This is a genomic window from Microcystis sp. 0824, assembly GCF_003112475.1.
GTDB classification, from domain to species: Bacteria; Cyanobacteriota; Cyanobacteriia; order Cyanobacteriales; family Microcystaceae; genus Microcystis; species Microcystis aeruginosa_C.
This window is the reverse complement of record NZ_BDSM01000036.1, coordinates 1-22381: the sequence shown is the minus strand read 5'-3', so window position 1 is coordinate 22381 and position 22381 is coordinate 1. Positions and strand designations below refer to the sequence as shown.

The window sequence follows — 22381 nt, the reverse complement described above, 5'->3', positions numbered from 1 at the left end:
CCGGCTAAATCCCTTTCTAATCCCGGTTGGCGGCGGATGGTGGTGGCTTCCGTGTAGGCAGCGATCGCCCGTTCTAGGTTGGCTACCGGCTCTTGACCTAGTCGGGCCTGGGTGCGGTAGGCTATGCCCAGATTATTGAGGGTTCCGGCTAAATCCCTTTCTAATCCCGGTTGGCGGCGGATGGTGGTGGCTTCGGTGTAGGCATTGATCGCCCGTGCTAGGTTGGCTACCGGCTCTTTCCCTAGTTGGGCTTGGTTGAGGTAGGCTACGCCCAGATTAGTGAGGGTTCCGGCTAAATCCCTTTCTAATCCCGGTTGGCGGAAGATGGTGGTGGCTTCGGTATAGGCGGCGATCGCCCGTTCTAGGTTGGCTACCGGCTCTTTCCCCAGTTCGGCTTGGGTCCAGTAGGCAGCGCCCAGATTAGTGAGGGTTTGGGCTAAATCCCTTTCTAATCCGGGTTGGCGGCTGATGGTGGTGGCTTCGGTGAAGGCGGCGATTGCCTGTTCTAGGTTGGCCACCGGCTCTTGACCCAGTTGGGCTTGGGTGCCGTAGGCTATGCCCAGATTATTGAGGGTTGCGGCTAAATCCCTTTCTAATCCCGGTTGGTGGCGGATGGTGGTGGCTTCGTTGTAGGCGGCGATCGCCCGTTCTAGGTTGGCTACCGGCTCTTGACCTAGTTCGGCTTGGGTGAGGTAGGCTACGCCCAGATTATTGAGGGTTCCGGCTAAATCCCTTTCTAATCCGGGTTGGCGACGGATGGCCGCGCAAACTTCGTATCCATAGATGGCAATGGCTAGGTTAATGCCCGGATTACCTTTAGGAAATTCACGAAAAGCATCAGCAAGGTAATAGAGTATTGCCGCTAGTCCGTAAGTTTCCTCTGGACTGGCTTGTTCCTTGGTATGATTTCCCCAAGCACGGAGGAGGTTAACTAAGTTTTCATCTAAGAGATGGAGGTTATTGTCGAGCAGGGGATAAATTGCTTGGCCGTTTCCGTCACTTTCTGCGATAGTTTGCAGTAGGGTTTGTAAAAAACTGATGTAGAGGTTTTGGTTATCTCTGGGCGGGTCTAAAATTTGCTCTAACTGTTGCGCCATATTCAGCAACCATCTCCCTTCATTGCTTTGTCCTTGCTGTTCTAAGAAGCCTGCATACTGCTTCATCACAGCGACTAAGCCTGCATCAAGTAATTCCGCGTTAGCCTCTAATAGTGCTGGTTCCTGACCATTTTTGCACTGGAGGAGCGCTTGGATTAGGGTTAAGTAAGCTTCTATTCTTGCTTCGTTCATGATTGGTTTTAGTAGTAGTGGTTCTAATTAAATTGAAGATAGATTTTGGGTTTGATCCCCCCTGCCCCCCTTGATAAGGGGGGTGTTGATCCCCCCTTAGTCCCCCCTTGATAAGGGGGGCATCTGATAATTTTTAACGCCTACCTACTTATAATGAAGTTAAATTAATGATAGATGTGGTGCGTTACGACGGATTGTTAGATGATTGAGTAGGGGCGAAGCATTCGGACAATAACCTATTACTGAAACCCTAGATTTCCTATCCGAATGCTTCGCCCGTACCCCGAATTTTTCTCTAGCAAACTCAATTGGGGATGGGGGGTGAGTGCGATCATGGATTTTAAGCTATAATCAAAGATGTTGATTTATCCCATGAAGTAACAATGTTATCGATTAATCTAGATCGAGAAACCGAGAACTATCTAGCAGACATCATTTCCGAAGAGAATATTAGCTCAGAAGAACTTCTGAAAAAACTCATTTACGAACATTGGCAAAGCTTAAAACCGCGTAAAACTTTATTACAACGCCGGGGAGGTCATCCTCAGCATCTTTTAGAAAATGCTCCACCTGATTTATCATTGCGAGAAAACCGCAAAAAAGTAGTAGCAGAATATATACAAAACCATCATCAGCAAGATCATTCATGACAAATTATCCCCCCAAAATTATTACAGATAGCAGTATTTTATTCGCCTATTACAGTTCCCAAGATAATTATCATCTGGCTGTCGTCAACTTTTTTGAACAATGTTCCAGCGACTTGATTACAACTGTTGCTTGTATAACAGAAGTAATGTATCTTTTGAGCCATAATTATCGAACGCAAAATGAATTTTTAAGTGATTTATCCCACCAGCTTTATCAATGTATTCCCCTTTTACCACAGGATTTTGCCAGAATCATACAACTTAATGAACAATACGCTGACCTACCGGGAGATTTTGCAGATCTATCTTTAATAACTATTTCTGAAAGACTTAATATTTCTGCAATTATTACCTTAGATAGTGACTTTGATATTTATCGCCGTTATCGAAAAGAACCTTTTGAACGAATCTATTTATAACAATAAAATTTCAGGGCTATTTCATTCTAAAATGTGATGTCATCAAGGGGAAGCAACCCTTCATCTATATCAGGAAAATTGTCTGTAATGTCTGACAAAGTAGTCAGCAAAGAAATTAGAGAACCGGAAGAAATCGGCTCAATGATTAAGCGATGACCTTCTTTGCGTAACAAAACCTCTGTGCTTGATAGGGCAAGTTCAGGAGGAATAGTTAAGACTTGCTCTTGTCCACTTGTTAGTAAAGAAACCTGACGTAAGTTTTGCATCTGTTGACCTCTTTGTTAATGATCACCTTACTATAATAGACGCTTCTAAGACAGAATATTCAGTATCTAAAACTTCTACTCCAAAGGTTTCAATATGAAAACGGAGTGCTGATTTCGCATCTTCTAGCACTTCTTGATATGATTCGCCTTCGCCAATGACAACACCTTCAATACCTAAAGGATAAGCAATATAGCCATCTGGGTGTTTTTCGACAATTATTTTAATACTTTTCATGATTATTTTTTAAACAAATTTTCCCAATTCATCAAGCAAATCCATCGCCACCTCTAGCCAGTCCACCGCACCCTCTGAAGACGGCTCAGGCGTTGCTTCCCTTACCCCTTCCGGACGCGAGACTAAGGGTTTAAAATTCTCATTATTCTCGTTGGCCTTCTCTGCTAAAAAGTCCCCTAATAGCGTCGGACGCTCATAGTCCTGCCGATAGTCCCAGACCCAGTTTAACTCCGTGATTACCTCCGATCGCTGTTCCGCCGACCAGCCTTGTTTATCGATATACTGCGCCATGATTTGCTGACAGTTTTCCCACCGACGGTAAGCCTCCCACAGCGCCGATATAGGTTTCCTCATGGACAAAGACACCGCGCCGCCTTCTGGGAAATCCTGACGCAGGTCCGAACTCAACAGAACCCCAGTTAACCAAGCTCCTCCTTCCCCTAACTCGATTAAAATATAGGCCAATGTTGCTGGATTTAGGTCAATTTCGACCCTAATTTGGCTTAAATCCAACAGTTCTGCACCAGAGTCTTGGGGAATCAATACAGCTTCTAGTTTACCTAGCTTGGGTAGTACCACTTGAGCATTATCAGCCGCCGCAGCATCTACCTCTATCCCATGCTCTTCTAGATAATCTGTCAGCACCGCCGCCGCTAAGGTGTTCTGGCGAAATTCCCCAAAGCTGGGATAGGGAACCCAAACAGAGTCGGCTAAATCTGTTTTAGGGTCTAAACCCGCAAGTTTAGCTAACTCAACCAGATCATCTGTATCTGCATTAGCAAGACGCAGGTACAGTTCTTCAACTTCTCGAATAAAATCTGCATCACTCATAACGTAATACCTGACGACTTAGATAGGGTTGGGTTTTATGCTTTAAAAATAACTTAGCTACTGCTAACTCAAATACGTTCAATTTGTGTCCAGAAATATCATCTTTAAATAAATTTTCTAAACCCGTAATCACAACCTGACGCATTTCATGAGTAAATGTCGCTTCAACGCTCCAGGGAACACCCGCAATTAACATTTTACCCAGGGAATCCGCTAATTCCCCAATCAAAACAGGCTCACCTGTCCTATTCTCGAACACCCACACAGGCTGATTATTTGCTCCCTTGTGACTAATTTGCGCTATTTTAAGCTGAAACTTATCCCCCTGGGACTCTTTCTGACGCTTTTCTCTAACTCCCTTTAAGCTTGCTTTCGATAAATCAGGAGTTGCAGAACCTTCTAGTTGAAACTTGCTTTCCTGTTCTCCCCCTAACTGACGTTCAATCTCTAATTCCCTTGCTAAAATCTTTTTCAACGCTTCATTTCTCAACTCAGAAGGCATTTGGCCATTCTCCAGTTTTAAGCGTAACTCTCCCCCCCGCAAACCAAACTTAACCCGTCCAAAGCGAAAATCAAGCCACTGCTCATTAAAATTAATCCGCACCGATAGGGCAAACGCCTCTGGTTCAGACTTGTTGAAACGGGAAAAAACACCCTTAGACTCAAGCGCAAGGGGTTCTCCCAAAATCTCCAAGTGCAGACATTCGGGACATTTATTATCATGTTCTGTCACCGCAATTGCCCTTGATTGCTTTGCCATCATCCTAGGCCTTTCAAACCCTTAACTGTAATAATTGTACTGTATGTGGGGTTTGCGGCAAAAAGTTTGTTGTTTTGCTAATAAAGTCCCAAAACCATTTTTTAGCAAAGCTGCTACCGATAAGTAGTCTTGCAAAATAAATTTCCTAGTGAAGAAAGGCAAAAGGCAAAAGGCAAAAGGCAAGGGGGGTTAGATATGTGTAATTAATTTTGCTTAGGTACTTATTCAGCTAGTCCTATTTACTTTTCCAGATTGCCTATCCCCAATTCATAATTCATAATTCATAATTCATAATTCCCCAAGGATTGGATAATTGAAGCCTTCTGAAGCAAAAGAATATCTGTGATTGCCATCAAAACTGTTATATTATAGAAAAATATTTCTGAGATTTTTCCTATGCCTCTAATTAAAATTCAAACTTCTGTCACCTCCCTCGATGATGAGACGGTTAATCAACTTTTGCAGAGTCTTTCGGCTAAATTAGCTAAACATCTGGGAAAACCCGAATCCTATGTGATGACAGCTTTAGAATCGGGGATAAAAATGACTTTTGCTGGCACTTTTGAGCCGGTGTGTTATGTGGAGATTAAAAGTGTTGGTTCTATTTCCGCCGCTCAAACTAAAAGCATGAGTAGTGATTTTTGTCAAGAAATTGAGGCTTATTTAGGAATACCGAAAAATCGCATTTATCTAGAATTTGCCGAGGCGAAAGGTGATCTTTGGGGATGGAATGGCAGTACTTTTGGTTAATTTATGCCAAAATTATCGGAGATAGGGCTTATTTTAACTCTCTGGTTAAGATTTTCGCCTGTTCAATCCAAGCTAACATCACCGCAATATCGGGACATAAATCGCGTCTTTGCAGATTAGCCACCTGAAAGCGGAGAATCTGTCGATGCAATTGCTGAATTGATGTCTGTGCCAATTGCGGGATGGAAGAAATACCGGCATGAACCAGTAAACCGCAGTATTGACAACCCACGGCGGGAATAGAGGCTAATTCCGCCATTGCCACCCACTTATTAATATGTTTAGCCTGAATTTGCATTCTTACCGCTAATTTTTCCTTACCCAATTGCGGAAGAACTTTTTGCAAAAGTTGTGCGGTGGTATCGATACCGCAATCCTTTAATTTTTGGCAATCTTGGTCACTTAACCCCGGCAAATGTTCAATTAACCAGCTTTGCCTGTGGATAAGTTGCGATCGATTCATCGAAATTATTAACTATTGATAAGTAGATTATAGCAGTTATCTTCAGGTCCAGATTACCTGGTCGATGTCTGCTGAGAATCGCTCCCCCTAGCTTCGGCATCTCCTTAAAAAAAGGGGAAAAAGGAGGAATTTGATGTGTAGTTTTTAGGAATTATACACAGAAAAAAAGTTGATAGAACCAAAACGGTCTATCAACTCTTAAAATTATCTATTCAAGAACTAAAAATTAACGTTCTTGAAAGACGATTTTTTTGTCCAGGGAAGGACGGTTATTCGACTTAGAAGGGTACTTATTACCACCACTGCGGGGAGTTTTATTAATCACCGGTTTACTGCTCGCCGCTGCGGGAACTTCCCAATCGGTTTTCATCCACTGGGGACAATTTTGATCGTAGATCATTTGCAGGGCAGCCGCCGCGATCGCTTGGGGATCGTATTCTTCACTTAAATCCCGCACTAAAGGCAAGAAAGAAGCCATACGTTCCCCCGATAAAGCCTCTTTTAGCTGATTTTGCAGCTTGGCCAGGCGTTTTGCTTCTACTTCGGTGCGGCTAGGAATGGGACTAGATTCCAGACGTTGACGCAAACGCTGTTCAATCTGACGTAATAAACGCCGATCGATCGGTTCTACTAAGGATATAGCAGTTCCTGTTTTACCAGCGCGGCCAGTGCGGCCAATGCGGTGAATATAGGTTTCGGCGTTATCCGGCAGATCATAGTTAATAACGTGGCTGAGATTTTCCACATCTAGACCGCGGGCTGCGATATCCGTGGCTACCACTAATTTAATTTTGCCCTCGCGGAAACGTTGCACCAGTCGTTCCCGTTGCACTTGGCTTAAGTTACCGTGGTATTCATCCACCGTTTGCCCCGCTTCTTGCAGTTTGCTGGTTAATTCGGCCGCGGTTTGCTTGGTGCGGACGAAAATAATCGCCGATTCTAGGGGTTCGATCTCTAACAGGGGTTGCAGGACTTTTAATTTCGTCCAACCGCGAGGGATCAGATAAATTTTCTGCTCGATCTTAGCAGGAGCGGCCTGGGGTTGAGAAACCGTCACAGAAACGGGAGATTTCAAGAAATTAGCGATTAAATCGCGGATTTCCCGGGGCATAGTTGCCGAGAAACAGGCGGTTTGACGGGTGGAGGGGGATGCTTGCAGAATTTTCTTAACATCATCGATAAAACCCATACTGAGCATTTCGTCCGCTTCATCGAGGACTACCCAGTTTAGGGATTCTAGATGGAGTTTTTTGCGATCAAGCAGATCGATTACCCGGCCCGGAGTCCCAACCACAATCTGGACACCTTTTTCCAGACTGCGGATCTGACGTTCCATGGATTGACCACCACAGACTGTCAGGATAAAGAGACGACGGTCATCAGAGAAATCCTTGATGGCGCTGGCCACCTGTTGGGCTAATTCCCGGGTGGGAGTGAGGATTAAAGCTTGAACGTTAGGATTTTTGGTGTCCATGCGTTCCAGTAAAGGCAGGGAATAGGCGGCGGTTTTGCCGGTTCCCGTTTGCGACATTCCTACCATGTCATGCCCTTCTAGAAGGAGAGGGATGGCTTTGGTTTGAATTTCCGTGGGGGTGGTGAATCCAAGCGTTTCTAGGTGTTGAAGACGGCTATCGGATAAACCTAAATTGTTGAAACCAGTGGTCATAGGGATTGTTTTGTGGGAATTAAATTAGAAAAATGGAAAAATTAGACTATTTCGCCGTAGAGATCGTAGGTATCGGCCGAAGTGATTCGGACCTGCACGATCGCACCTAGAATCGCCTCACCTGTCACATAAACCAAGCCATCCACTTCCGGGGAAAAACGAGCGGAACGCCCGATTAATTCTCCTGTTTCCGGGTTTTCCTGTTCGATGAGAACATCGACAGTTTGACCGATATAAGCTTGATTTTTGCCTTCCGAGATTGGTTGCTGAGTTAACATCAACCTTTCGCGGCGTTCGTCCATAATTGCCTGTGGCACTGGATTGGGCAGGTCAAAAGCGGCTGTACCTTCTTCGGCGGAGAAGGTAAACACCCCGACGTGATCGAACTCATGACGCTTGACAAATTCCAGCAGATGGCTGAAATGTTCCTCGGTTTCTCCGGGGAAACCGACGATAAAAGTCGTTCGTAAAACCGCGTTCGGGATAGCTTGCTTGATCCGCTCGATAATGCCATCGTTGACCTGTCCTTGCCAGGGACGGTTCATCGCCCGCAGGATGTGGGGATGGGAATGCTGTAGCGGCAAGTCTAGATAGGGTAAAACATTCGGGGTCTCTCGGATCGCCTCGATAACCTTTGGCGTTAACCCGGTCGGGTAAGCGTAGTGAACGCGAATCCAAGGTATATCGACTTCTCCCAGCGCTCGCAAGAGTTCCGCTAATTTGGGTTCGCCATATAAGTCTAACCCATAATTGGTTGTTATTTGCGAAATGAGAATTAATTCTTGGACTCCTTGGCTGGCTAATTGTCGCGCTTCCTTGACAATGGACTCGATCGAACGGGATCTTTGATCGCCGCGCAGGTGGGGAATAATGCAGAAAGCACAGCGATAATCGCAGCCTTCGGCCACCCGCAGATAGGCGACCCCCTCGCTGGTAGTGCGATAACGGGGCAGATTTTCATCAGCGATAAAAGTGGGATCGGTGCTGACTTCTTTGACTCGTTCTCCCGTCTCTACCCGTTCCACGATCTCGACGATTTTCTGATAATCCCCCGTGCCGACAATGGCCACGGCTTCCGGCAATTCCGTCAGGAGTTCATCTTGGAAATGTTGGGCCATACAGCCGGAGATAATAATTTTTTTATTAGCTTCCGCCAGTTCCACGAGGGTGCGAACGGATTCTTCTCTAGCTGCTTGAATGAAACTACAGGTATTAACGATAACGTAATCGGCCAACTCCTCGTCATTATCTACGGGATAGCCAGCCTTGGCCAGCAGTCCTAACATATGCTCGGAGTCGATCCGGTTTTTCTCACAGCCTAGGTGTGAGATGGCGATGGTTGGCTTATTGCCCATGCGATCGAGTATCAACCAAATCTTAAACTTATTTAATGTTAAGACATTTTAACGGATTCCGGACTTGATAAAATCATTAGCAGTTAAAATAATTTCCCCCCGGTGGCCCGGGGCTAGGCCTTTACCCTGTTAAAATGGGTGAGCGGCGCATGGTTTGGGACGCTAAGAGTAGTAGACGCTGTGAACTTAATTGCAACTTTCAAGACAAAAAACCCGATTATTGGCGTGGTTCATCTCGCCCCCCTGCCCACTTCCCCCCGTTGGGGTGGCAGTCTCAAGACGGTGATCGAGCGGGCTGAACAGGAGGCGACGGCTTTGGCTGCCGGTGGTGTTGATGGTTTGATTATCGAGAATTTTTTTGATGCCCCCTTTACTAAGCAACAGGTGGATCCCGCCGTGGTTAGTGCCATGACTTTAATTGTTGATCGCATTAAAAATCTGGTGGTCTTACCGATTGGTCTTAATGTTCTCCGCAATGATGCCCATAGTGCCTTAGCGATCGCTACCTGTGTTAATGCCCAATTTATTCGAGTTAATGTGCTAACGGGGGTTATGGCTACCGATCAGGGCATTATTGAGGGTCAAGCCCACGAACTCCTGCGTTATCGGCGCGAATTGGGGTCTGAGGTCAAAATTTTAGCGGATGTTTTGGTTAAACACGCCCGCCCCTTGGGAACCCCTAATCTGACTACGGCGGTGCAAGATACGATCGAACGGGGACTAGCAGACGGGGTGATCCTCTCCGGTTGGGCCACTGGTAGCCCCCCTAGTTTTGAGGATTTGGAACTGGCAGTGGCGGCGGCCAAGGGAACACCGGTTTTTATCGGCAGCGGGGCTGATTTGGACAATATCGGGCGGTTGCTGCCGGCTGCTGATGGGGTGATCGTGGCTAGTTCCCTCAAGCGTCATGGCAAAATTACCGAACCAGTGGATCCGATCCGGGTGTCGCAATTTGTGGAAACGGCCCGACAGATCAACGATCAAAAGGCAAAAATTAATAATTCTCTGCCTTCTTTGCCTCTGTCCACATAACCCCTTGCTAGAATGGCGGATAGTTATCGGCCGTGGTGCGATCCTAAGTTTTTAGGAATTGAAAATGCCCTAATTAACACAATATCGTTACGGGATTTTTCCCTTCAACAAAGTACATTTAGATTTCCCTCCTGACTCCCGAATTCTGCTGTAATTTAATCTAAATAATATTATGCGTCGTCGTTCTGTACCTTGGATTCATCGCTACTCTCGGCCTCTAATTGGGGGCGTTTCGATCGTGGGGGCGATTCTGACCGGCTATTTAACCATTACCAAACTGACGGGAGGGGCTGCGGCCTGCACCGCCGGGGCTACTGATGGGGCTGGTTGTAGTGGTGTTCTGAATAGTCCCTACGCTACGGTTTTCGGGCTGCCCTTGAGTTTGTTTGGTTTTTTGGCCTATATTGCCATGGCGGTTTTTGCCCTCAGTCCTCTATTTATTAATGGGGAAACTCAGAAAAATCTCCGCAAAAGTTTAGAAAATAATACTTGGTTATTGCTGTTAGCGGGGGCGACGGCGATGGCGGTATTTAGTGGTTATCTAATGTATATTCTAGCCACGGAATTACAGGAATTGTGTCCCTACTGCATCACTTCCGCCTTGTTCGCTTTAACCCTATTAATTCTCACAATTGTCGGTCGCGAATGGGAAGGTTTAGGACAAATTATACTGCCGATGGTTGTGGTGGCGATGATTACTTTGGTGGGAACTTTAGCGGTTTATGCGGGAGTAAATTCCCCCACAGTGGCAGGAGGAAAAGAAGAAATTACCCAGCCAATGACAGCGGCTACACCCCCGTATGGTTGGGAAGTAACCACGGTTTCGGGAGAGGCAGAAATTGCCCTGGCTCAACATTTAAAAGCAATTGGTGCGAAAGAATACGGGGCTTTTTGGTGTCCCCACTGTTACGATCAAAAACAGTTATTTGGTAAGGAAGCGGGAGAAATCCTCAAAAAAGAAAGGGTTTATATCGAATGCGATCCTCAAGGGGTTAATGGTAATCCCCAAGCTTGTCGCGATGCCGGAATTAAAGGTTTCCCCACTTGGATTATTAAGGGTCAAGAATATTCGGGAACCCAAAGATTAGAGAAATTAGCGGAGGTTTCTGGTTATACTGGCCCGATGAATTTTAAATATACAGTTCCGGGACGCAAGTAGGAAAGAGTTAAAAGTTATACTGGAGGCTGAACCTTGTTCAGCCTTTATTGTTGTCTATTATCTCGATGTCGTTATAGCTGGTGTCTAATTACTATTTGTTGACATTACCACCAGCGGCAATTAAATTAATAGTTTTAAGCAAAAAGTAAACAATCCCAACCCAGCAACTAACTATAATGAGCTATTTATACTCTTATCGCCATAACTTGACCCAATTATTAGAAGAAATTAATTTACAGAAACCTTCGATCAAAATTCCTACCTTTGTTACTCATGACTTGGTAGATACTTATCAAATTTGTCGTCTAATTGATGATTTCATTTTTGAATATTTTCAAGAAAATAGAAAAACAGACACAGACATTGCAGACAATAGGGATCAAAAAATCGATGATGCTTTGGATGAGTTCCAGTCTAAAGTAGTTGAAAAAATCCTGAAAGAAAAACAGGATTTTAAAAATATATCTCTCAAAAAGAAGAAAGGATTTAAAAATATTTTTGAGTTTGCTCAATGTGAAAACTTGTACTTATCGAATAAATATGTCAATCTTATCTCGGAAAGTCTAGGTCATACTTTAGAAGAAATTGCTTCTATTAGTTCACAGGTTTTTGTACCAGAAAAAATTCTAAATTTTAAAATCAAAGGTGTGGATTTAGTAGTTTTTAATCAAGGAATAATCAAATACACTCAATTAAAAACTAAAAAAGATACTCTTACTGGTAGCCAGAGTGATCGGAGTATCAATGAATTAAAAATACATCCTAACTCAGTTTTTGCCGCTGCTTTAGATATGGGCAATTCTTGGACAATTAGCAAAACCAAAGCTAAAGAGAATAATATTGAGCTATTAGCAGGGCAAGCTTTTTGGTCAATGTTGGACTTAGATTATGAAACTATAGCGTTTCCCAATCTCATGAGGTACACCAAAATCTTAACTCCTGAATCCTGAATCCTGAATCCTGAATCCCGAATCCCGAATCCTCAAAACCTAAGACTCTGTACCTCACAACTATGGGAATTGCTATATCCTGAATAAGTTAAAGATGACAGTCAGGAAAATCGAAAAAGAACTTTATCAAGTTTAGCTACTTTGATGTATAATAGAGAGGTAGATAGGTTACTAATTATTGGTTATGACTCAGGTAAATCTACAAAAAGCCGCTAATATTCTCGGTGTAACTACCGCAGAAATACTAACATGGCAAAAGAAAAAATTAATCAAAGGTCAGAAAATCAATCAAGTTGATTGGTTATTTGATCTCGAGCAATTAACCAATCTTAAAAATAACCAATCCCCCAGAGAATTGAAAATTTTACAAACTGTTGAGCCAACTAATTACACGGTTATCGAATTATTTGCTGGCTGTGGTGGTATGGCTTTAGGTTTAGAAAATGCGGGACTAAAAACCCAATTACTGGTGGAAATCAACCAAGATTGTGTTAATACTTTAAGACTCAATCGACCGCAATGGAATGTTATAAATCAAGACATAAAAAAGATTAAATTTTCTGATTTTAGAGACAAAATAGATATTGTAGCTGGAGGTTTTCCCTGCCAACCTTTTAGTTATGCTGGGTTAGGAAAAGGATTAGAAGATTTGAGAGGGAGCTTATTTTTTGAGTTTGCTCGTTGTTTACAGGAAGTGCAACCTAAAATCGCTATGGCCGAAAATGTTCGAGGATTATTAAGCAATAAAAAAGGAGAAACCCTGCAATTAATGCTGCAAGCTTTACAGGAAATCGGTTATTATGCTGCTTATCAAGTTTTATCAGCCCAATTTCTCGATGTTCCCCAAAAAAGAGAAAGATTAATTATTATTGCCACCCGTCAAGACCTAAATATTAAACCGATTTTTCCCCAATATAGAAACTATACTATTTCTCTGAAAAAAGCTCTAGAGAATTGTCCCAGTTCTCCAGGAGTAGAATATAAAGAAAGAAAAAAAGAGATTATGTCCTTAGTTCCCGCAGGAGGAAATTGGCGGAATTTGCCGATGGATATTCAAAAAGAATATATGAAAAATAGTCTCAAAAATCACGGCGGACGGACAGGATATGCTAAAAGATTATCTTGGGATGAACCAGCTTTAACTATTACCTGTAGTCCGGCACAAACCCAAACAGAAAGATGCCATCCCCAAGAAACTCGTCCTTTGACTGTGAGAGAATATGCACGAGTGCAGTCCTTTCCCGATGATTGGCAATTTACTGGTAATTTAACCTCTCAATATCGACAGATTGGTAATGCGGTTCCCGTGAATATGGCCTATCATCTTGGTGGCTGTTTAATTAATATGTTGCAAGGGGATTATATCGGGGAAACACAGCCAAAAACTGAACAGTTAAGCATTCCGGGGTTAGAAGTTAATTAATTTTGACTAAAAGTAAATAGTTTTTACCTAATCAGCAACAGCGGGAGAAAAATTAAGTAGCTAGATACAATTAATTACACATATCTAACTACTTCTTGCATGAGTTCCTATCCTCAGCCAGAAATTGATTTTGTCGGATTTTACTGTCTGGAGTCTGTAGGGTTGATTCATGAATCAACCCTACCCCGGCAGCAATTGATTTTGTCGGATTTTACTGTGCGGGGGGAATAACTTCTAACGGAATACTTTCAGTTTCTCCATCTTTAGATGGATTGACATCGAGACTTTTTTCTGCATCTGGAGTTTTTTCCACCGCTTTAGTTTCTGAGGTGGGGGGATTTTCGGGGGGGACTTCTGGACTGGGGTTATTTTCTGGGATGGGAGTGAATTCCACCGGGGTTTCGCTTTCAGGAGAGGGGGAAACTTCGGGGGAAGGTTCGATATTACGGGTAGTTTCCGGGGGAGTTTCTTCTATCCGGGGAGATTCTGGGGTAGTTGCGGGGGTAGTTGCGGGGGTGTCTTCGCTGGTTTTTTGTTCTTCCCGGGGACAGGCTGCCGATTCTAAACCGAGATGACATCGGACTTCCTCCCGTCCCAAAGATACGGCAATTCCCGACACCGACATTAATAAAGCTAGGATGGGTAAGATATTGTTCATAAAATTGACTTGATTCTACTCCTCGACATCACATTGTCTATTTTAGATAGGATCGAATTGATATTGAGAACCCTTTGGCCCCTCATTGCCGCGATTAGCACGCACCAAGGGAACTTGGTTAAAAATGTTAAAATCCGTGGTGCTTCCCTGCAAGGTGATTCCTCGATTTAAAGTTTCGACTACAGTAGCACGGTCAGAACTTTTAGCGATCGCTTCTCCTAATACTTTCATGCTATCGTAGGCGGTAGCAGTACGCCAACTGACGCGACCGCGCCAACTTTTCAGCGCATCTTTGGCAAAAGGATCCGTTGCTTGGAAACTCCAAGGTACTGCTAGAACTAATCCGTCGATGCTATCCGCTCCTTGAATAAGTATATCTGGTGTATAAAGTTCATTTCCGCCTAATAAGAGCATTCCAGACGATTCTTGGGCAATAGCCACGGCTTGATCAATGCGATCGCCGTCTTTACTCAGGGCCAAAAATACCACCCTAGCGCCGGCTTGTTTGGCCTGATCTATGGCGGTTTTAGCGTTAAAATTGGCTTTGGTGGTGTCTATTTCCTTAACTATCTTGCCTCCCGGTTCTTTTATTGCTTTAGCAAAGGAATCCCTTAATTTTTGACTATAGGGACTATCGGAATTATAAAAAAGAACCACTGAGGGAGAATTCTCTTGCTGACTAGCATAATTAGCCAAAGTTTTGGCCACTGCTTCCAGATAACTGCCTAAAACTTCCTGAGATTTATCCTTAAGGGGAATGGTTTTCAGGGTTGATTTTCCCGTTTGACTAACACTGGTAGTCAGGGGAGAAAGAATCGCTAATCCTTCTTTTTCGTAACTTTCAATCGCTTTTTGACTAAAAGGATCGATTCCGTGGCCCATAACTGCCAAAACTTGACCGGATTGAATCAGATCATCGGCTATCGCTTTTGATTGTAACCCACCGCCATCATTAGCGATAACTATTTCCAAAGGATTACCCGGATTAGAATTATTAAACTCCTCTTGATACCTTGCCACACCTCGGAGAATTTCCTTGGCGCTGTTGGGGTCGTTAGCGATGGGGACAACAACGGCTATAGTATTTTGATTACCTTTTTGTCTGGCTTTGGCGTTATTGTAATAGATTTTGCCTTCCGGGTCGTTTGCTTGGGGAGTGGCTGCTAGTTGGTAAGCTGCGATCGCATTTGACCAATCTTCCTTTTTAAAGGCCGCTGCGCCTTTTTCTTTGTTAGGAGTGGAATTAAGCAGTATTTTCTCACCTTGGCTAAATAAATCGGGATTTTTAGCCGTATTACTCACAAAAGTTGCCTTAGATTGCCTATCTGGGGTTTTTTCCCCGACAACTGGGGAAGTATCGGGTTTGGGAATCAGCATTTGCAATAGACTCCAACCCCCTAAACCTGCGGTTAAAGCGGTAATTATCAAAGCGAAGGGAAGTAACCAGTTAGATTTTCGGCCGACTCTAGTTGTACCCCCCGGGGAGACCACAACCGTGGTTTTAACTGTCGTTGTTACGGGATCCATCGCTTCCCTAGGTAGGCCACAGATAGGACAATCAGGAGTAGTATTTTCGCAGGGTTCATGACCTCCCGCAATCGCTTGCGGATAAGTTTTACCATCTTTGGGGATACCGTCACATTGCCAAGTAGTCATAATCAGTTATCAGTTATCAGTTATCAGTTATCAGTGGGTAAGTTAACAGTTATCAGTGGGTAAGTTAACAGTTATCAGATGTGAGTTTTTAAGTGTGCAGTATTAAATAGAAGTTTCCTACTGTCTTTTTACTGATTACTGTTTACTGTTTACTGTTTACTGGTCACTGTTTGAGGACGTTGTCGTAAGCTTTGGAAATAGAGGCCACCGATAAGCAGTAAAAAGAGGATATAAGCAACAATTTGACTGATATAGAGGTTTTGACGATAACCAAACAGGGATTTAAGGAGGAGTCCGGGGAAAGTGCGATCGCTCAAAATTTGGGAACCGTCCCAAACTTGAAAACCGAGAAGACAGGAGGAGGGGAGAGAAGGACAGAAATTGCGATAAAAAGGGTCAATTTCACTTAAAAGACTGATTCCTGCGTCGATATGTTTCAAAACACCGATGAGTAATCCCGCAACGATTAAGAGTAGGAAAGTCCCCATAATTTGGAAAAAGAGACGGATATTAATTTTTACTCCCCCCGCAAATAGGAGAATTCCCAACAAAGTCGCCATACTTAATCCTGCCACTGCACCGAGGGTTTGTAGCTGCCAATCTTTTTGGAATTGGGCCAGGATAAAGAGGACAGTTTCAAATCCTTCCCGCAAGACAGCGATAAAAACGAGCAGAAAAATCGCTTTTCCTGCCCCATTTTCCGCTTTTAAACCCGCTTTTACCGCACTTTCTACCTCAGATTTCAAGGATTTCGCCTGTTGAGTCATCCAAATTAACATCCAACTCAACATCAAGACGGCAATCAGTCCAAAAGTGGCGGCCAGCAATTCCTTGATCATTGGTACGAATGGACTAGGAGAGGCATCCACTTGCAAAAGGATTCCCCCTAGCAAAATACCGACCAAAACACTAGCCACCACTCCCGCACCAATACCACGATACACCCATGAGTTAAGTTGCGATCGACCCGATTTTTGTAAACAAGCGAGGACAATTCCCACCACTAAAGCGGCCTCGAAACCTTCCCGGAGAGTGATAATAAAAGTCGGTAAAGCGGAACTAAGATTCATAAGCTAGTGGATAAACTCTAGCTTTGATCCTAGCTCAAGCAAAATCCCGCAGCATCTTGCGAATTTCCAGATTGTGTAATTCTTCTTGTCCGATCATACCGCGAGCGAATTCTTCTAGGTAAATACTGGCATCTTCGACGGTTTCTAGGAGTGCTTTGTACAAATCAAGGGATTTTTTCTCATGATTGAGGCTCTCACTCAAGATTGCTTTGATATTGTGTTCATAGCTCTCCTCGATGGGGGCAATTTTTAAGCTAGGATGACCTTCTAAACCGGTGAGAATTTCCCCAACTTGTTGCGCGTGGGTGAGGGACTCCGTGGCCTGAGTCTGGAAAAATTGGACGATGGGGATGCGATGGGGACCTGTCACCATCAGGGAATAGTGGGTGTAACGGACAACTCCCGCTAGTTCAAATTCCATGATTTCGTTCAGTTGTTCGATGGTTTTGTCTCTGTCTAGTTCTCGCATAATATTCTCAATAATTTTTCTCTAATTGCAATTGTAGCTAATTGACTCCTGACTCCTGAATACTGATGGCTTAGATGTATAATTAATTTTTCTTAGGTATTGATCAGGGCGATCGAGTCAAAAAGATTTTAGTCGGGGGAATAGCAACTCAAGAGGTCATTAAAGGTTTCATTTTGTCTTAAACCATCGAAAACAAAGTTATTACGCACTAATTCGCCACATATATCCGGTTCTATGTCCATGGCTTCGCGTAAACAGTCGATCGCTTTTTCTTGTTGACCGAGGGCAGCATAACAGCAGGCGGCATTATACCACGCATAGCGATCATCTCGATCAATTTTTAACAATTCTTCATAACAGGCGATCGCTTCTGGTAAACGCTGTAATTCCTGTAGGATCACACCCTGTTGATACCAGGACCAGTAATCTTGCGGTCGGATATCGAGGGCGGTACGATAATTAAATAAAGCCTCTTGGGGATTGCCCCAATCCCGGAAAGCGTCGCCGCGACGATACCAGGCCCAATAATCCCGGGGTCGCGCCCCTAGGGCCAAGTCATAGGAAGTGATAGCGCGTTCGTAATTTTTCAGCAATCGATAGGCCTCCCCTTGCCGGTAGGCTGCCCAATAGTCCCCCGGACTATGACTTAGGGCCCGTTGAAAACAAGCGATCGCTTTTTCGTAGTCCTTTAATTCCTGTAGATAAACACAACCTTGATCGTACCAAGCCCAATAGTTATCATCCTTTACCTGTGCAGCGTTAGAGTAACTTTCAGCCGCTTCTTCATACATTCCCAAGTCTTCTAGTATCATACCCCTTTTGTACCATGCCCAATAATCATCTGGATAATATTCTAAGGCTTTTTCGTAGCTGATTAAGGCTCCCAAATAGTCCATTCTTTCTCTTAAAATATTGCCTTGGTCATACCAATCCCGATAGGTATCCGGACGGCATTCGAGCGCTCGATAGACAGTGAGTAGATAGGTCATAGTTATTAATCTTTAACGGAGTCAGGAGTCAGGAGTCAGGAGTCAGGAGAATTAAGAATGAGCATTTAATTAAATGCTCTATTTAACCTGAGTTCGGGATAAGCTAAAACCCTAATTTTCTCGTTCGCTGTCAACCCTATTCTTTTGTGTAATGAGTAGGAAAATAGCCTTAACCCGAACTGAGTTTATTCAGGGATTTTATGCAATTTTATGTCTATTTTTCTCGTTTTTGCACTCTCAAAAATTAATTATGCAAGAACTCTACTGATTACTGTTTACCGATCACAGCAAAAAAGCTCTGGTGTTCCCTAATATAACCAAGAAACGGCGATCAATTGCGATCGCCATTCCTAGTTATACTTTTAGAACAGATTCAGATCCGTTAAAGCGCCGAGACTGCTAGAGGAGACTAACTTGGCGAATTTGCCGAGAATTCCCGTTTTATAGCGTGGGGGGCGCGGTTGCCAATGGTTACGACGACGGGTTAATTCTTCCTCCGATACATTTAACTGCAAGAGACGCTGACGAGCATCAATAGTGATTTGATCCCCTTCCTCTACTAGGGCAATTGTACCACCCACCGCCGCTTCTGGAGCGACGTGACCGACCACCATGCCATAGGTTCCCCCGGAAAAACGACCATCGGTAATTAATCCCACGGAATCCCCTAAACCGGCGCCGATAATTGCCGAAGTGGGGGCCAACATTTCCCGCATACCCGGTCCACCTACTGGTCCCTCGTAACGGACAACCACCACATCCCCGGCTTGAATTTTTCCAGCTAAAATTGCCTCTAAACAGGTTTCTTCCGACTCAAACACCCGCGCAGGCCCAGTGATGACCGGAGTTTTCACGCCGCTAATTTTGGCCACGGCCCCCTCTGTGGCCAGATTTCCTTTTAAAATGGCTAAATGACCCTCTTTATAGACAGGATTGCTAAAAGGACGGATAACATCTTGGCCTGAGGGCGGTTGGTCGGGAATATCGGCTAAAATCTCGGCGATAGTCTGACCGCTAATGGTGAGAGCATCCCCGTGTAGTAAACCATTAACCAGGAGAATTTTCATCACTTGGGGAATACCGCCGGCTTTATGCAGATCTACGGTAACGTAACGCCCGGAGGGTTTAAGATCGCAGATAACCGGTACACGCTGCCGGATAGTTTCAAAATCATCGATCGATAATTCTACCCCGATGGTGCGGGAAATGGCTAAAAGGTGCAGCACAGCGTTAGTGGAACCTCCCACCGCCATAATTACCGAAATGGCGTTTTCAAAGGCTTTACGGGTCAAAATTTGGCTAGGGAGAATCTGTTTTCTAACCGCCTCGACCAAAACCTTGGCCGATTCTTCGGTACTATCGGCTTTTTCCGCATCTTCGGCGGCCATGGTCGAGGAGTAGGGTAAACTCATCCCCATGGCTTCAAAAATGGAAGACATGGTATTAGCAGTAAACATTCCACCACAGGAACCGGCCCCGGGGCAAGCGTTGCGTTCAATTCCGATGAGGTCTTCTTCACTGATTTTACCGGCGCTGTACTGTCCCACGGCTTCAAAGGAACTGACCACGGTTAAATCGCAATCTTTGTAGCGCCCCGGTTTAATCGTGCCACCATAGACGAAAATAGCGGGAATATTCATCCGGGCCATGGCAATCATTGCCCCCGGCATATTTTTGTCACAACCCCCGATAGCGAGGACTCCATCGAGACTTTGACCATTACAGACGGTTTCAATGGAATCGGCGATTACTTCCCTAGAAACGAGAGAATATTTCATTCCTTCTGTTCCCATGGAAATCCCGTCACTAATGGTGATAGTCCCGAAAAGTTGCGGCATTCCCCCCGCTAATCTGGTTCCTGCTTCGGCACGCATTGCTAAATCATTAATTCCCATGTTACAGGGGGTAATGGTGCTAAATCCGTTAGCGATGCCGATGATTGGTTTGCTAAAGTCCTCATCGCCAAAACCTACCGCTCTTAACATGGCCCGATTAGGACTGCGTTGGGTACCTTGGGTAACAATGTGACTTCTGTAGTTATCTGCCATAACTTTATCTTTCTCCAATGGCGGCTGACGGGTGCGATCGCTGCTCAAGTTCTCCAATCGCACCTTTATTTCTATTTTCTGACTTTTGGCCGCTCTGAGCAGGTTTTAGGACAGTCCATGTCTAAAGAAAATATAAAACTGTGGGATGATTCAGGGGACAGCTATCAGGAATTAGCAATATCGAGAGTTCCTGTTAATCCAGTGATTTCGACAATTGCGTCGGTGGCTGCATTAAATTCTCGACATTGGCTCCTAAAGTCCAATTAACCGAGGCTCGAATGGTATCGATTTCTGTGGCTAGGTTAATTTATCAGTGCGAAATCAGCCGCTATCAGGGTAGGAACAGTCAACAAATTGGCAAATTCAGAGCCACTTCCTAAGCCAGCAGCACTACCATTTTGATTGTAGTAAATACTGCCACTGCTGTTACTGTAAACGATAAAAGCGCTGCTAGTGGCGACTAAATCATCGTCATCGACGCTGGCAAATTCAGCCGGTTGACTGAAGCCATTGCCAATGACACTTTGTAAGGCAGTAAAGATGGCTTTACTTAATACTATTTTATCACTGCCGGGGGTGAAATCGCTGATGGCATCGATGCCTAAATTACTACTGTTGAAGATAAAATTATCGCTACCATTACCACCGGTGAGTAAATCATCGCCGGAACCACCAATTAAACTATCGTTTCCGTCTTGACCGGTTAATTGATCGTTGCCACCACCACCAGTTAGAGTATTATTAAGGCTATTCCCGGTTAGTCGGTCATTACCGCTATCGCTAATAATATTTTCGATGGTGTTATTTGCCGAAAAAGTCAATTTTAGATTATTGGTGACGACGGTTTGGACAGTGGTAACACCTAAGTTAACTCTTACTGCGGTATTTGTCCCAGTAAAGTCGAGGGTATCGATACCACCGGTGGTAGTTTCTTGGATGGTATCGCTTCCTAATGGGGTTGAAGCATTGAAACAGTAAATATCGTTACCATTAGCACCAGCGAGGATATTGTTACCGCTATTTCCAGTGATTTTATTGTCACCAGCGTTACCTGTACCATTAATATTATTACTGCCAATTAGTCTGAGGTTTTCCACATTATTGGGTAAGGTTCTAGTAATGCTGCTTTGTAGGGTGTCAGTAATAATTACTTGTCCAATTGCTTCGTCGGGATTGATGGTAGCATTAACGGGATTTGATAGGGTTACTGTAAAAGCTTCATCAGGTTCATTAAGGTTATCATTGAGGATGGGAATGCTAATAGTAGCGGTAGAAGTATTAGGTGCAATGGTGAGGGTTCCTGTCTGGCTAGTGTAATCTACATTGGCGGTAGCATCAATGGCTGTAGTGGTATAGTTGACAGTAATTTGTTGTGTACTTGGATTATTTACAGTGACGGTGAGGATTGCATTACTATTTTGACCTTCCACCACGGTGATGTCGTTGATGGAGAGTTGGGGGAAATCATCATTGGTAATTGTTCCCGTCACTGGGGTGGTCGTACCTACTGTATAACCTGTCCCCGCAGCAAGGGTTAAAATAACAGTCTCATCGGGTTCAACTGTAGTATCAGCAGTGGGGTCAACAGTTACAGTCGCGGTCGCTGAACCAGCAGCAAAGGTGACTGTATTGGTAGTCCCTGTACGAGTGTAATCGGTATTGAGAGTCGCTGTCCCTCCGAGGGTGTAATTGACTGTTAAAGCATTTGTTGTTACACCAGTACGGGTGAAGGTATAGACTAAGTTGGTTGTCCCATCTTCTGTCACACTACTAGGAGAGACAGCAAGAGTAATGGTGGGAAGGGTGACACCATTGGTAATTGTCCCCGTCACTGGGGTGGTCGTACCTACGGTATAACCAGTCCCAGAAGCAAGGGTTAAAATAACAGTTTCATCACTTTCTACTGTAGTATCAGCAGTGGGGTCAACTGTTACCGTCGCGGTCGCTGAACCAGCAGCAAAGGTGACGCTGGTGGGGATAGAAGTGTAATCGGTTCCATTAGTAGCTGTTCCCCCAACTGTATAGTTAGCGGTTAAGGCGCTGGTAGTAGAACCAGTACGAGTGAAGGTATAGACTAGATTTGTTGTCCCGTCTTCGGTAACAGTACTGGGAGAGACAGCAAGAGTAATACTGGGAGTGACAGGACTATTCGTAATCGTACCCGTCACTGGGGTGGTCGTACCTACTGTATAACCTGTCCCAGAAGCGAGGGTTAAAATAACAGTCTCATCACTTTCTACTGT

Annotated in this window: 22 protein-coding genes and 1 pseudogene; 7 read left to right on the top strand and 16 right to left on the bottom strand. The window is 44.3% G+C overall.

All coding sequences use genetic code 11. The features are described 5' to 3' along the window. Positions 1-1289, bottom strand: a pseudogene (locus tag N0824_RS13340) (tetratricopeptide repeat protein); the annotation flags it as partial. A 383-nt stretch (positions 1290-1672) separates the two neighbouring features. Between N0824_RS13340 and N0824_RS13335 the strand changes: the two are divergent. Further along, on the top strand, positions 1673-1939 hold the full coding sequence (locus N0824_RS13335) for a hypothetical protein (protein ID WP_046661765.1): 267 nt from the start codon (positions 1673-1675) through the stop codon (positions 1937-1939). After that, positions 1936-2358: a type II toxin-antitoxin system VapC family toxin gene (locus N0824_RS13330; protein ID WP_108937095.1), complete on the top strand. Its 423-nt coding sequence runs from the start codon at positions 1936-1938 to the stop codon at positions 2356-2358. The genes N0824_RS13335 and N0824_RS13330 overlap by 4 nt, the downstream gene beginning before the upstream one ends. A 26-nt stretch (positions 2359-2384) precedes the next feature. Here the strand turns inward: N0824_RS13330 and N0824_RS13325 are convergent, their stop codons facing one another. The 4 genes from N0824_RS13325 to N0824_RS13310 are packed head-to-tail and all read right to left on the bottom strand — an operon-like array spanning position 2385 to position 4450. After that, on the bottom strand, positions 2385-2624 hold the full coding sequence (locus N0824_RS13325; RefSeq protein ID WP_108937094.1) for an antitoxin: 240 nt from the start codon (positions 2622-2624) through the stop codon (positions 2385-2387). A 22-nt stretch (positions 2625-2646) separates the two neighbouring features. Next, on the bottom strand, positions 2647-2859 hold the full coding sequence (locus N0824_RS13320; protein ID WP_002753241.1) for a type II toxin-antitoxin system HicB family antitoxin: 213 nt from the start codon (positions 2857-2859) through the stop codon (positions 2647-2649). 9 nt (positions 2860-2868) lie between these two features. Next, complete coding sequence (locus N0824_RS13315; RefSeq protein ID WP_108937093.1) at positions 2869-3690, bottom strand: hypothetical protein; 822 nt, start codon at positions 3688-3690, stop codon at positions 2869-2871. Then, on the bottom strand, positions 3683-4450 hold the full coding sequence (locus tag N0824_RS13310; RefSeq protein ID WP_108937096.1) for a hypothetical protein: 768 nt from the start codon (positions 4448-4450) through the stop codon (positions 3683-3685). The genes N0824_RS13315 and N0824_RS13310 overlap by 8 nt, the downstream gene beginning before the upstream one ends. A 396-nt stretch (positions 4451-4846) precedes the next feature. Between N0824_RS13310 and N0824_RS13305 the strand changes: the two genes are divergently transcribed. Further along, positions 4847-5200, top strand: a complete 354-nt coding sequence (locus tag N0824_RS13305) for a phenylpyruvate tautomerase MIF-related protein (protein WP_108937092.1) — start codon at positions 4847-4849, stop codon at positions 5198-5200. Between the two features lie 28 nt (positions 5201-5228). On the opposite strand, the gene N0824_RS13300 is transcribed toward N0824_RS13305, so the two are convergent. The 3 genes from N0824_RS13300 to rimO form a co-directional block, all read right to left on the bottom strand. Then, entirely contained in the window at positions 5229-5663 is a 435-nt protein-coding gene (locus tag N0824_RS13300; RefSeq protein WP_108937091.1) for a DUF4332 domain-containing protein, read from the bottom strand. 226 nt (positions 5664-5889) lie between these two features. Then, positions 5890-7329, bottom strand: a complete 1440-nt coding sequence (locus N0824_RS13295) for a DEAD/DEAH box helicase (protein WP_008198520.1) — start codon at positions 7327-7329, stop codon at positions 5890-5892. 41 nt (positions 7330-7370) lie between these two features. After that, entirely contained in the window at positions 7371-8684 is a 1314-nt protein-coding gene (gene rimO, locus N0824_RS13290; protein ID WP_108937090.1) for a 30S ribosomal protein S12 methylthiotransferase RimO, read from the bottom strand. 180 nt (positions 8685-8864) lie between these two features. Between rimO and btpA the strand changes: the two genes are divergently transcribed. The 4 genes from btpA to N0824_RS13270 all read left to right on the top strand — a co-directional run bounded on the left by btpA (position 8865) and on the right by N0824_RS13270 (position 13248). Continuing rightward, positions 8865-9716 (top strand): photosystem I biogenesis protein BtpA, encoded by an 852-nt coding sequence (gene btpA / locus N0824_RS13285; RefSeq protein WP_004158629.1) that lies wholly within the window; start codon positions 8865-8867, stop codon positions 9714-9716. Positions 9717-9888: 172 nt separating this feature from the next. Continuing rightward, positions 9889-10875 carry a vitamin K epoxide reductase family protein gene (locus tag N0824_RS13280; RefSeq protein ID WP_108937089.1) on the top strand — a complete coding sequence of 329 codons (987 nt, stop codon included), beginning with the start codon at positions 9889-9891 and terminating at the stop codon, positions 10873-10875. Positions 10876-11051: 176 nt separating this feature from the next. Then, positions 11052-11825, top strand: coding sequence for a hypothetical protein (locus N0824_RS13275; RefSeq protein ID WP_108937088.1), 774 nt, complete (start codon positions 11052-11054; stop codon positions 11823-11825). A 184-nt stretch (positions 11826-12009) separates the two neighbouring features. After that, positions 12010-13248, top strand: coding sequence for a DNA cytosine methyltransferase (locus tag N0824_RS13270; RefSeq protein ID WP_108937087.1), 1239 nt, complete (start codon positions 12010-12012; stop codon positions 13246-13248). Positions 13249-13459: 211 nt separating this feature from the next. On the opposite strand, the gene N0824_RS13265 is transcribed toward N0824_RS13270, so the two are convergent. The 8 genes from N0824_RS13265 to N0824_RS13230 all read right to left on the bottom strand — a co-directional run. Further along, on the bottom strand, positions 13460-13906 hold the full coding sequence (locus tag N0824_RS13265) for a hypothetical protein (protein ID WP_108937086.1): 447 nt from the start codon (positions 13904-13906) through the stop codon (positions 13460-13462). 42 nt (positions 13907-13948) lie between these two features. Continuing rightward, positions 13949-15562, bottom strand: a complete 1614-nt coding sequence (locus N0824_RS13260) for an ABC transporter substrate-binding protein (RefSeq protein ID WP_108937085.1) — start codon at positions 15560-15562, stop codon at positions 13949-13951. 149 nt (positions 15563-15711) lie between these two features. After that, the gene (locus N0824_RS13255) at positions 15712-16632 is read right to left on the bottom strand and encodes an FTR1 family protein (protein ID WP_108937084.1); all 921 of its coding nucleotides are present in this window, start codon (positions 16630-16632) and stop codon (positions 15712-15714) included. 34 nt (positions 16633-16666) lie between these two features. Next, positions 16667-17101 (bottom strand): bacterioferritin, encoded by a 435-nt coding sequence (locus N0824_RS13250; protein ID WP_002731529.1) that lies wholly within the window; start codon positions 17099-17101, stop codon positions 16667-16669. A 128-nt stretch (positions 17102-17229) separates the two neighbouring features. Continuing rightward, entirely contained in the window at positions 17230-18090 is an 861-nt protein-coding gene (locus N0824_RS13245; RefSeq protein ID WP_108937083.1) for a lipopolysaccharide assembly protein LapB, read from the bottom strand. Positions 18091-18452: 362 nt separating this feature from the next. Beyond that, the gene (ilvD, locus tag N0824_RS13240) at positions 18453-20138 is read right to left on the bottom strand and encodes a dihydroxy-acid dehydratase (RefSeq protein WP_108937082.1); all 1686 of its coding nucleotides are present in this window, start codon (positions 20136-20138) and stop codon (positions 18453-18455) included. Positions 20139-20302: 164 nt separating this feature from the next. After that, positions 20303-20401, bottom strand: a complete 99-nt coding sequence (locus N0824_RS21920; RefSeq protein ID WP_373456620.1) for a bluetail domain-containing putative surface protein — start codon at positions 20399-20401, stop codon at positions 20303-20305. A gap of 39 nt (positions 20402-20440) precedes the next feature. After that, positions 20441-22381 (bottom strand): Calx-beta domain-containing protein (locus N0824_RS13230; protein ID WP_199224916.1); only part of this gene is annotated, 1941 nt, incomplete at its 5' end.

What these genes read in the sequence shown, in the direction of transcription:
- N0824_RS13260 (WP_108937085.1), bottom strand. Translation starts at nt 15,562, where the DNA reads ATGACTACTTGGCAATGTGACGGTATCCCCAAAGATGGTAAAACTTAT.
- N0824_RS13245 (WP_108937083.1), bottom strand. Translation starts at nt 18,090, where the DNA reads ATGACCTATCTACTCACTGTCTATCGAGCGCTCGAATGCCGTCCGGAT.
- N0824_RS13270 (WP_108937087.1), top strand. Translation starts at nt 12,010, where the DNA reads ATGACTCAGGTAAATCTACAAAAAGCCGCTAATATTCTCGGTGTAACT.
- N0824_RS13280 (WP_108937089.1), top strand. Translation starts at nt 9,889, where the DNA reads ATGCGTCGTCGTTCTGTACCTTGGATTCATCGCTACTCTCGGCCTCTA.
- N0824_RS13330 (WP_108937095.1), top strand. Translation starts at nt 1,936, where the DNA reads ATGACAAATTATCCCCCCAAAATTATTACAGATAGCAGTATTTTATTC.
- ilvD (WP_108937082.1), bottom strand. Translation starts at nt 20,138, where the DNA reads ATGGCAGATAACTACAGAAGTCACATTGTTACCCAAGGTACCCAACGC.
- N0824_RS13320 (WP_002753241.1), bottom strand. Translation starts at nt 2,859, where the DNA reads ATGAAAAGTATTAAAATAATTGTCGAAAAACACCCAGATGGCTATATT.
- N0824_RS13255 (WP_108937084.1), bottom strand. Translation starts at nt 16,632, where the DNA reads ATGAATCTTAGTTCCGCTTTACCGACTTTTATTATCACTCTCCGGGAA.
- N0824_RS13250 (WP_002731529.1), bottom strand. Translation starts at nt 17,101, where the DNA reads ATGCGAGAACTAGACAGAGACAAAACCATCGAACAACTGAACGAAATC.
- N0824_RS13335 (WP_046661765.1), top strand. Translation starts at nt 1,673, where the DNA reads ATGTTATCGATTAATCTAGATCGAGAAACCGAGAACTATCTAGCAGAC.
- N0824_RS13305 (WP_108937092.1), top strand. Translation starts at nt 4,847, where the DNA reads ATGCCTCTAATTAAAATTCAAACTTCTGTCACCTCCCTCGATGATGAG.
- rimO (WP_108937090.1), bottom strand. Translation starts at nt 8,684, where the DNA reads ATGGGCAATAAGCCAACCATCGCCATCTCACACCTAGGCTGTGAGAAA.
- N0824_RS13265 (WP_108937086.1), bottom strand. Translation starts at nt 13,906, where the DNA reads ATGAACAATATCTTACCCATCCTAGCTTTATTAATGTCGGTGTCGGGA.
- N0824_RS13325 (WP_108937094.1), bottom strand. Translation starts at nt 2,624, where the DNA reads ATGCAAAACTTACGTCAGGTTTCTTTACTAACAAGTGGACAAGAGCAA.
- N0824_RS13310 (WP_108937096.1), bottom strand. Translation starts at nt 4,450, where the DNA reads ATGGCAAAGCAATCAAGGGCAATTGCGGTGACAGAACATGATAATAAA.
- N0824_RS13300 (WP_108937091.1), bottom strand. Translation starts at nt 5,663, where the DNA reads ATGAATCGATCGCAACTTATCCACAGGCAAAGCTGGTTAATTGAACAT.
- N0824_RS13295 (WP_008198520.1), bottom strand. Translation starts at nt 7,329, where the DNA reads ATGACCACTGGTTTCAACAATTTAGGTTTATCCGATAGCCGTCTTCAA.
- N0824_RS13315 (WP_108937093.1), bottom strand. Translation starts at nt 3,690, where the DNA reads ATGAGTGATGCAGATTTTATTCGAGAAGTTGAAGAACTGTACCTGCGT.
- N0824_RS13275 (WP_108937088.1), top strand. Translation starts at nt 11,052, where the DNA reads ATGAGCTATTTATACTCTTATCGCCATAACTTGACCCAATTATTAGAA.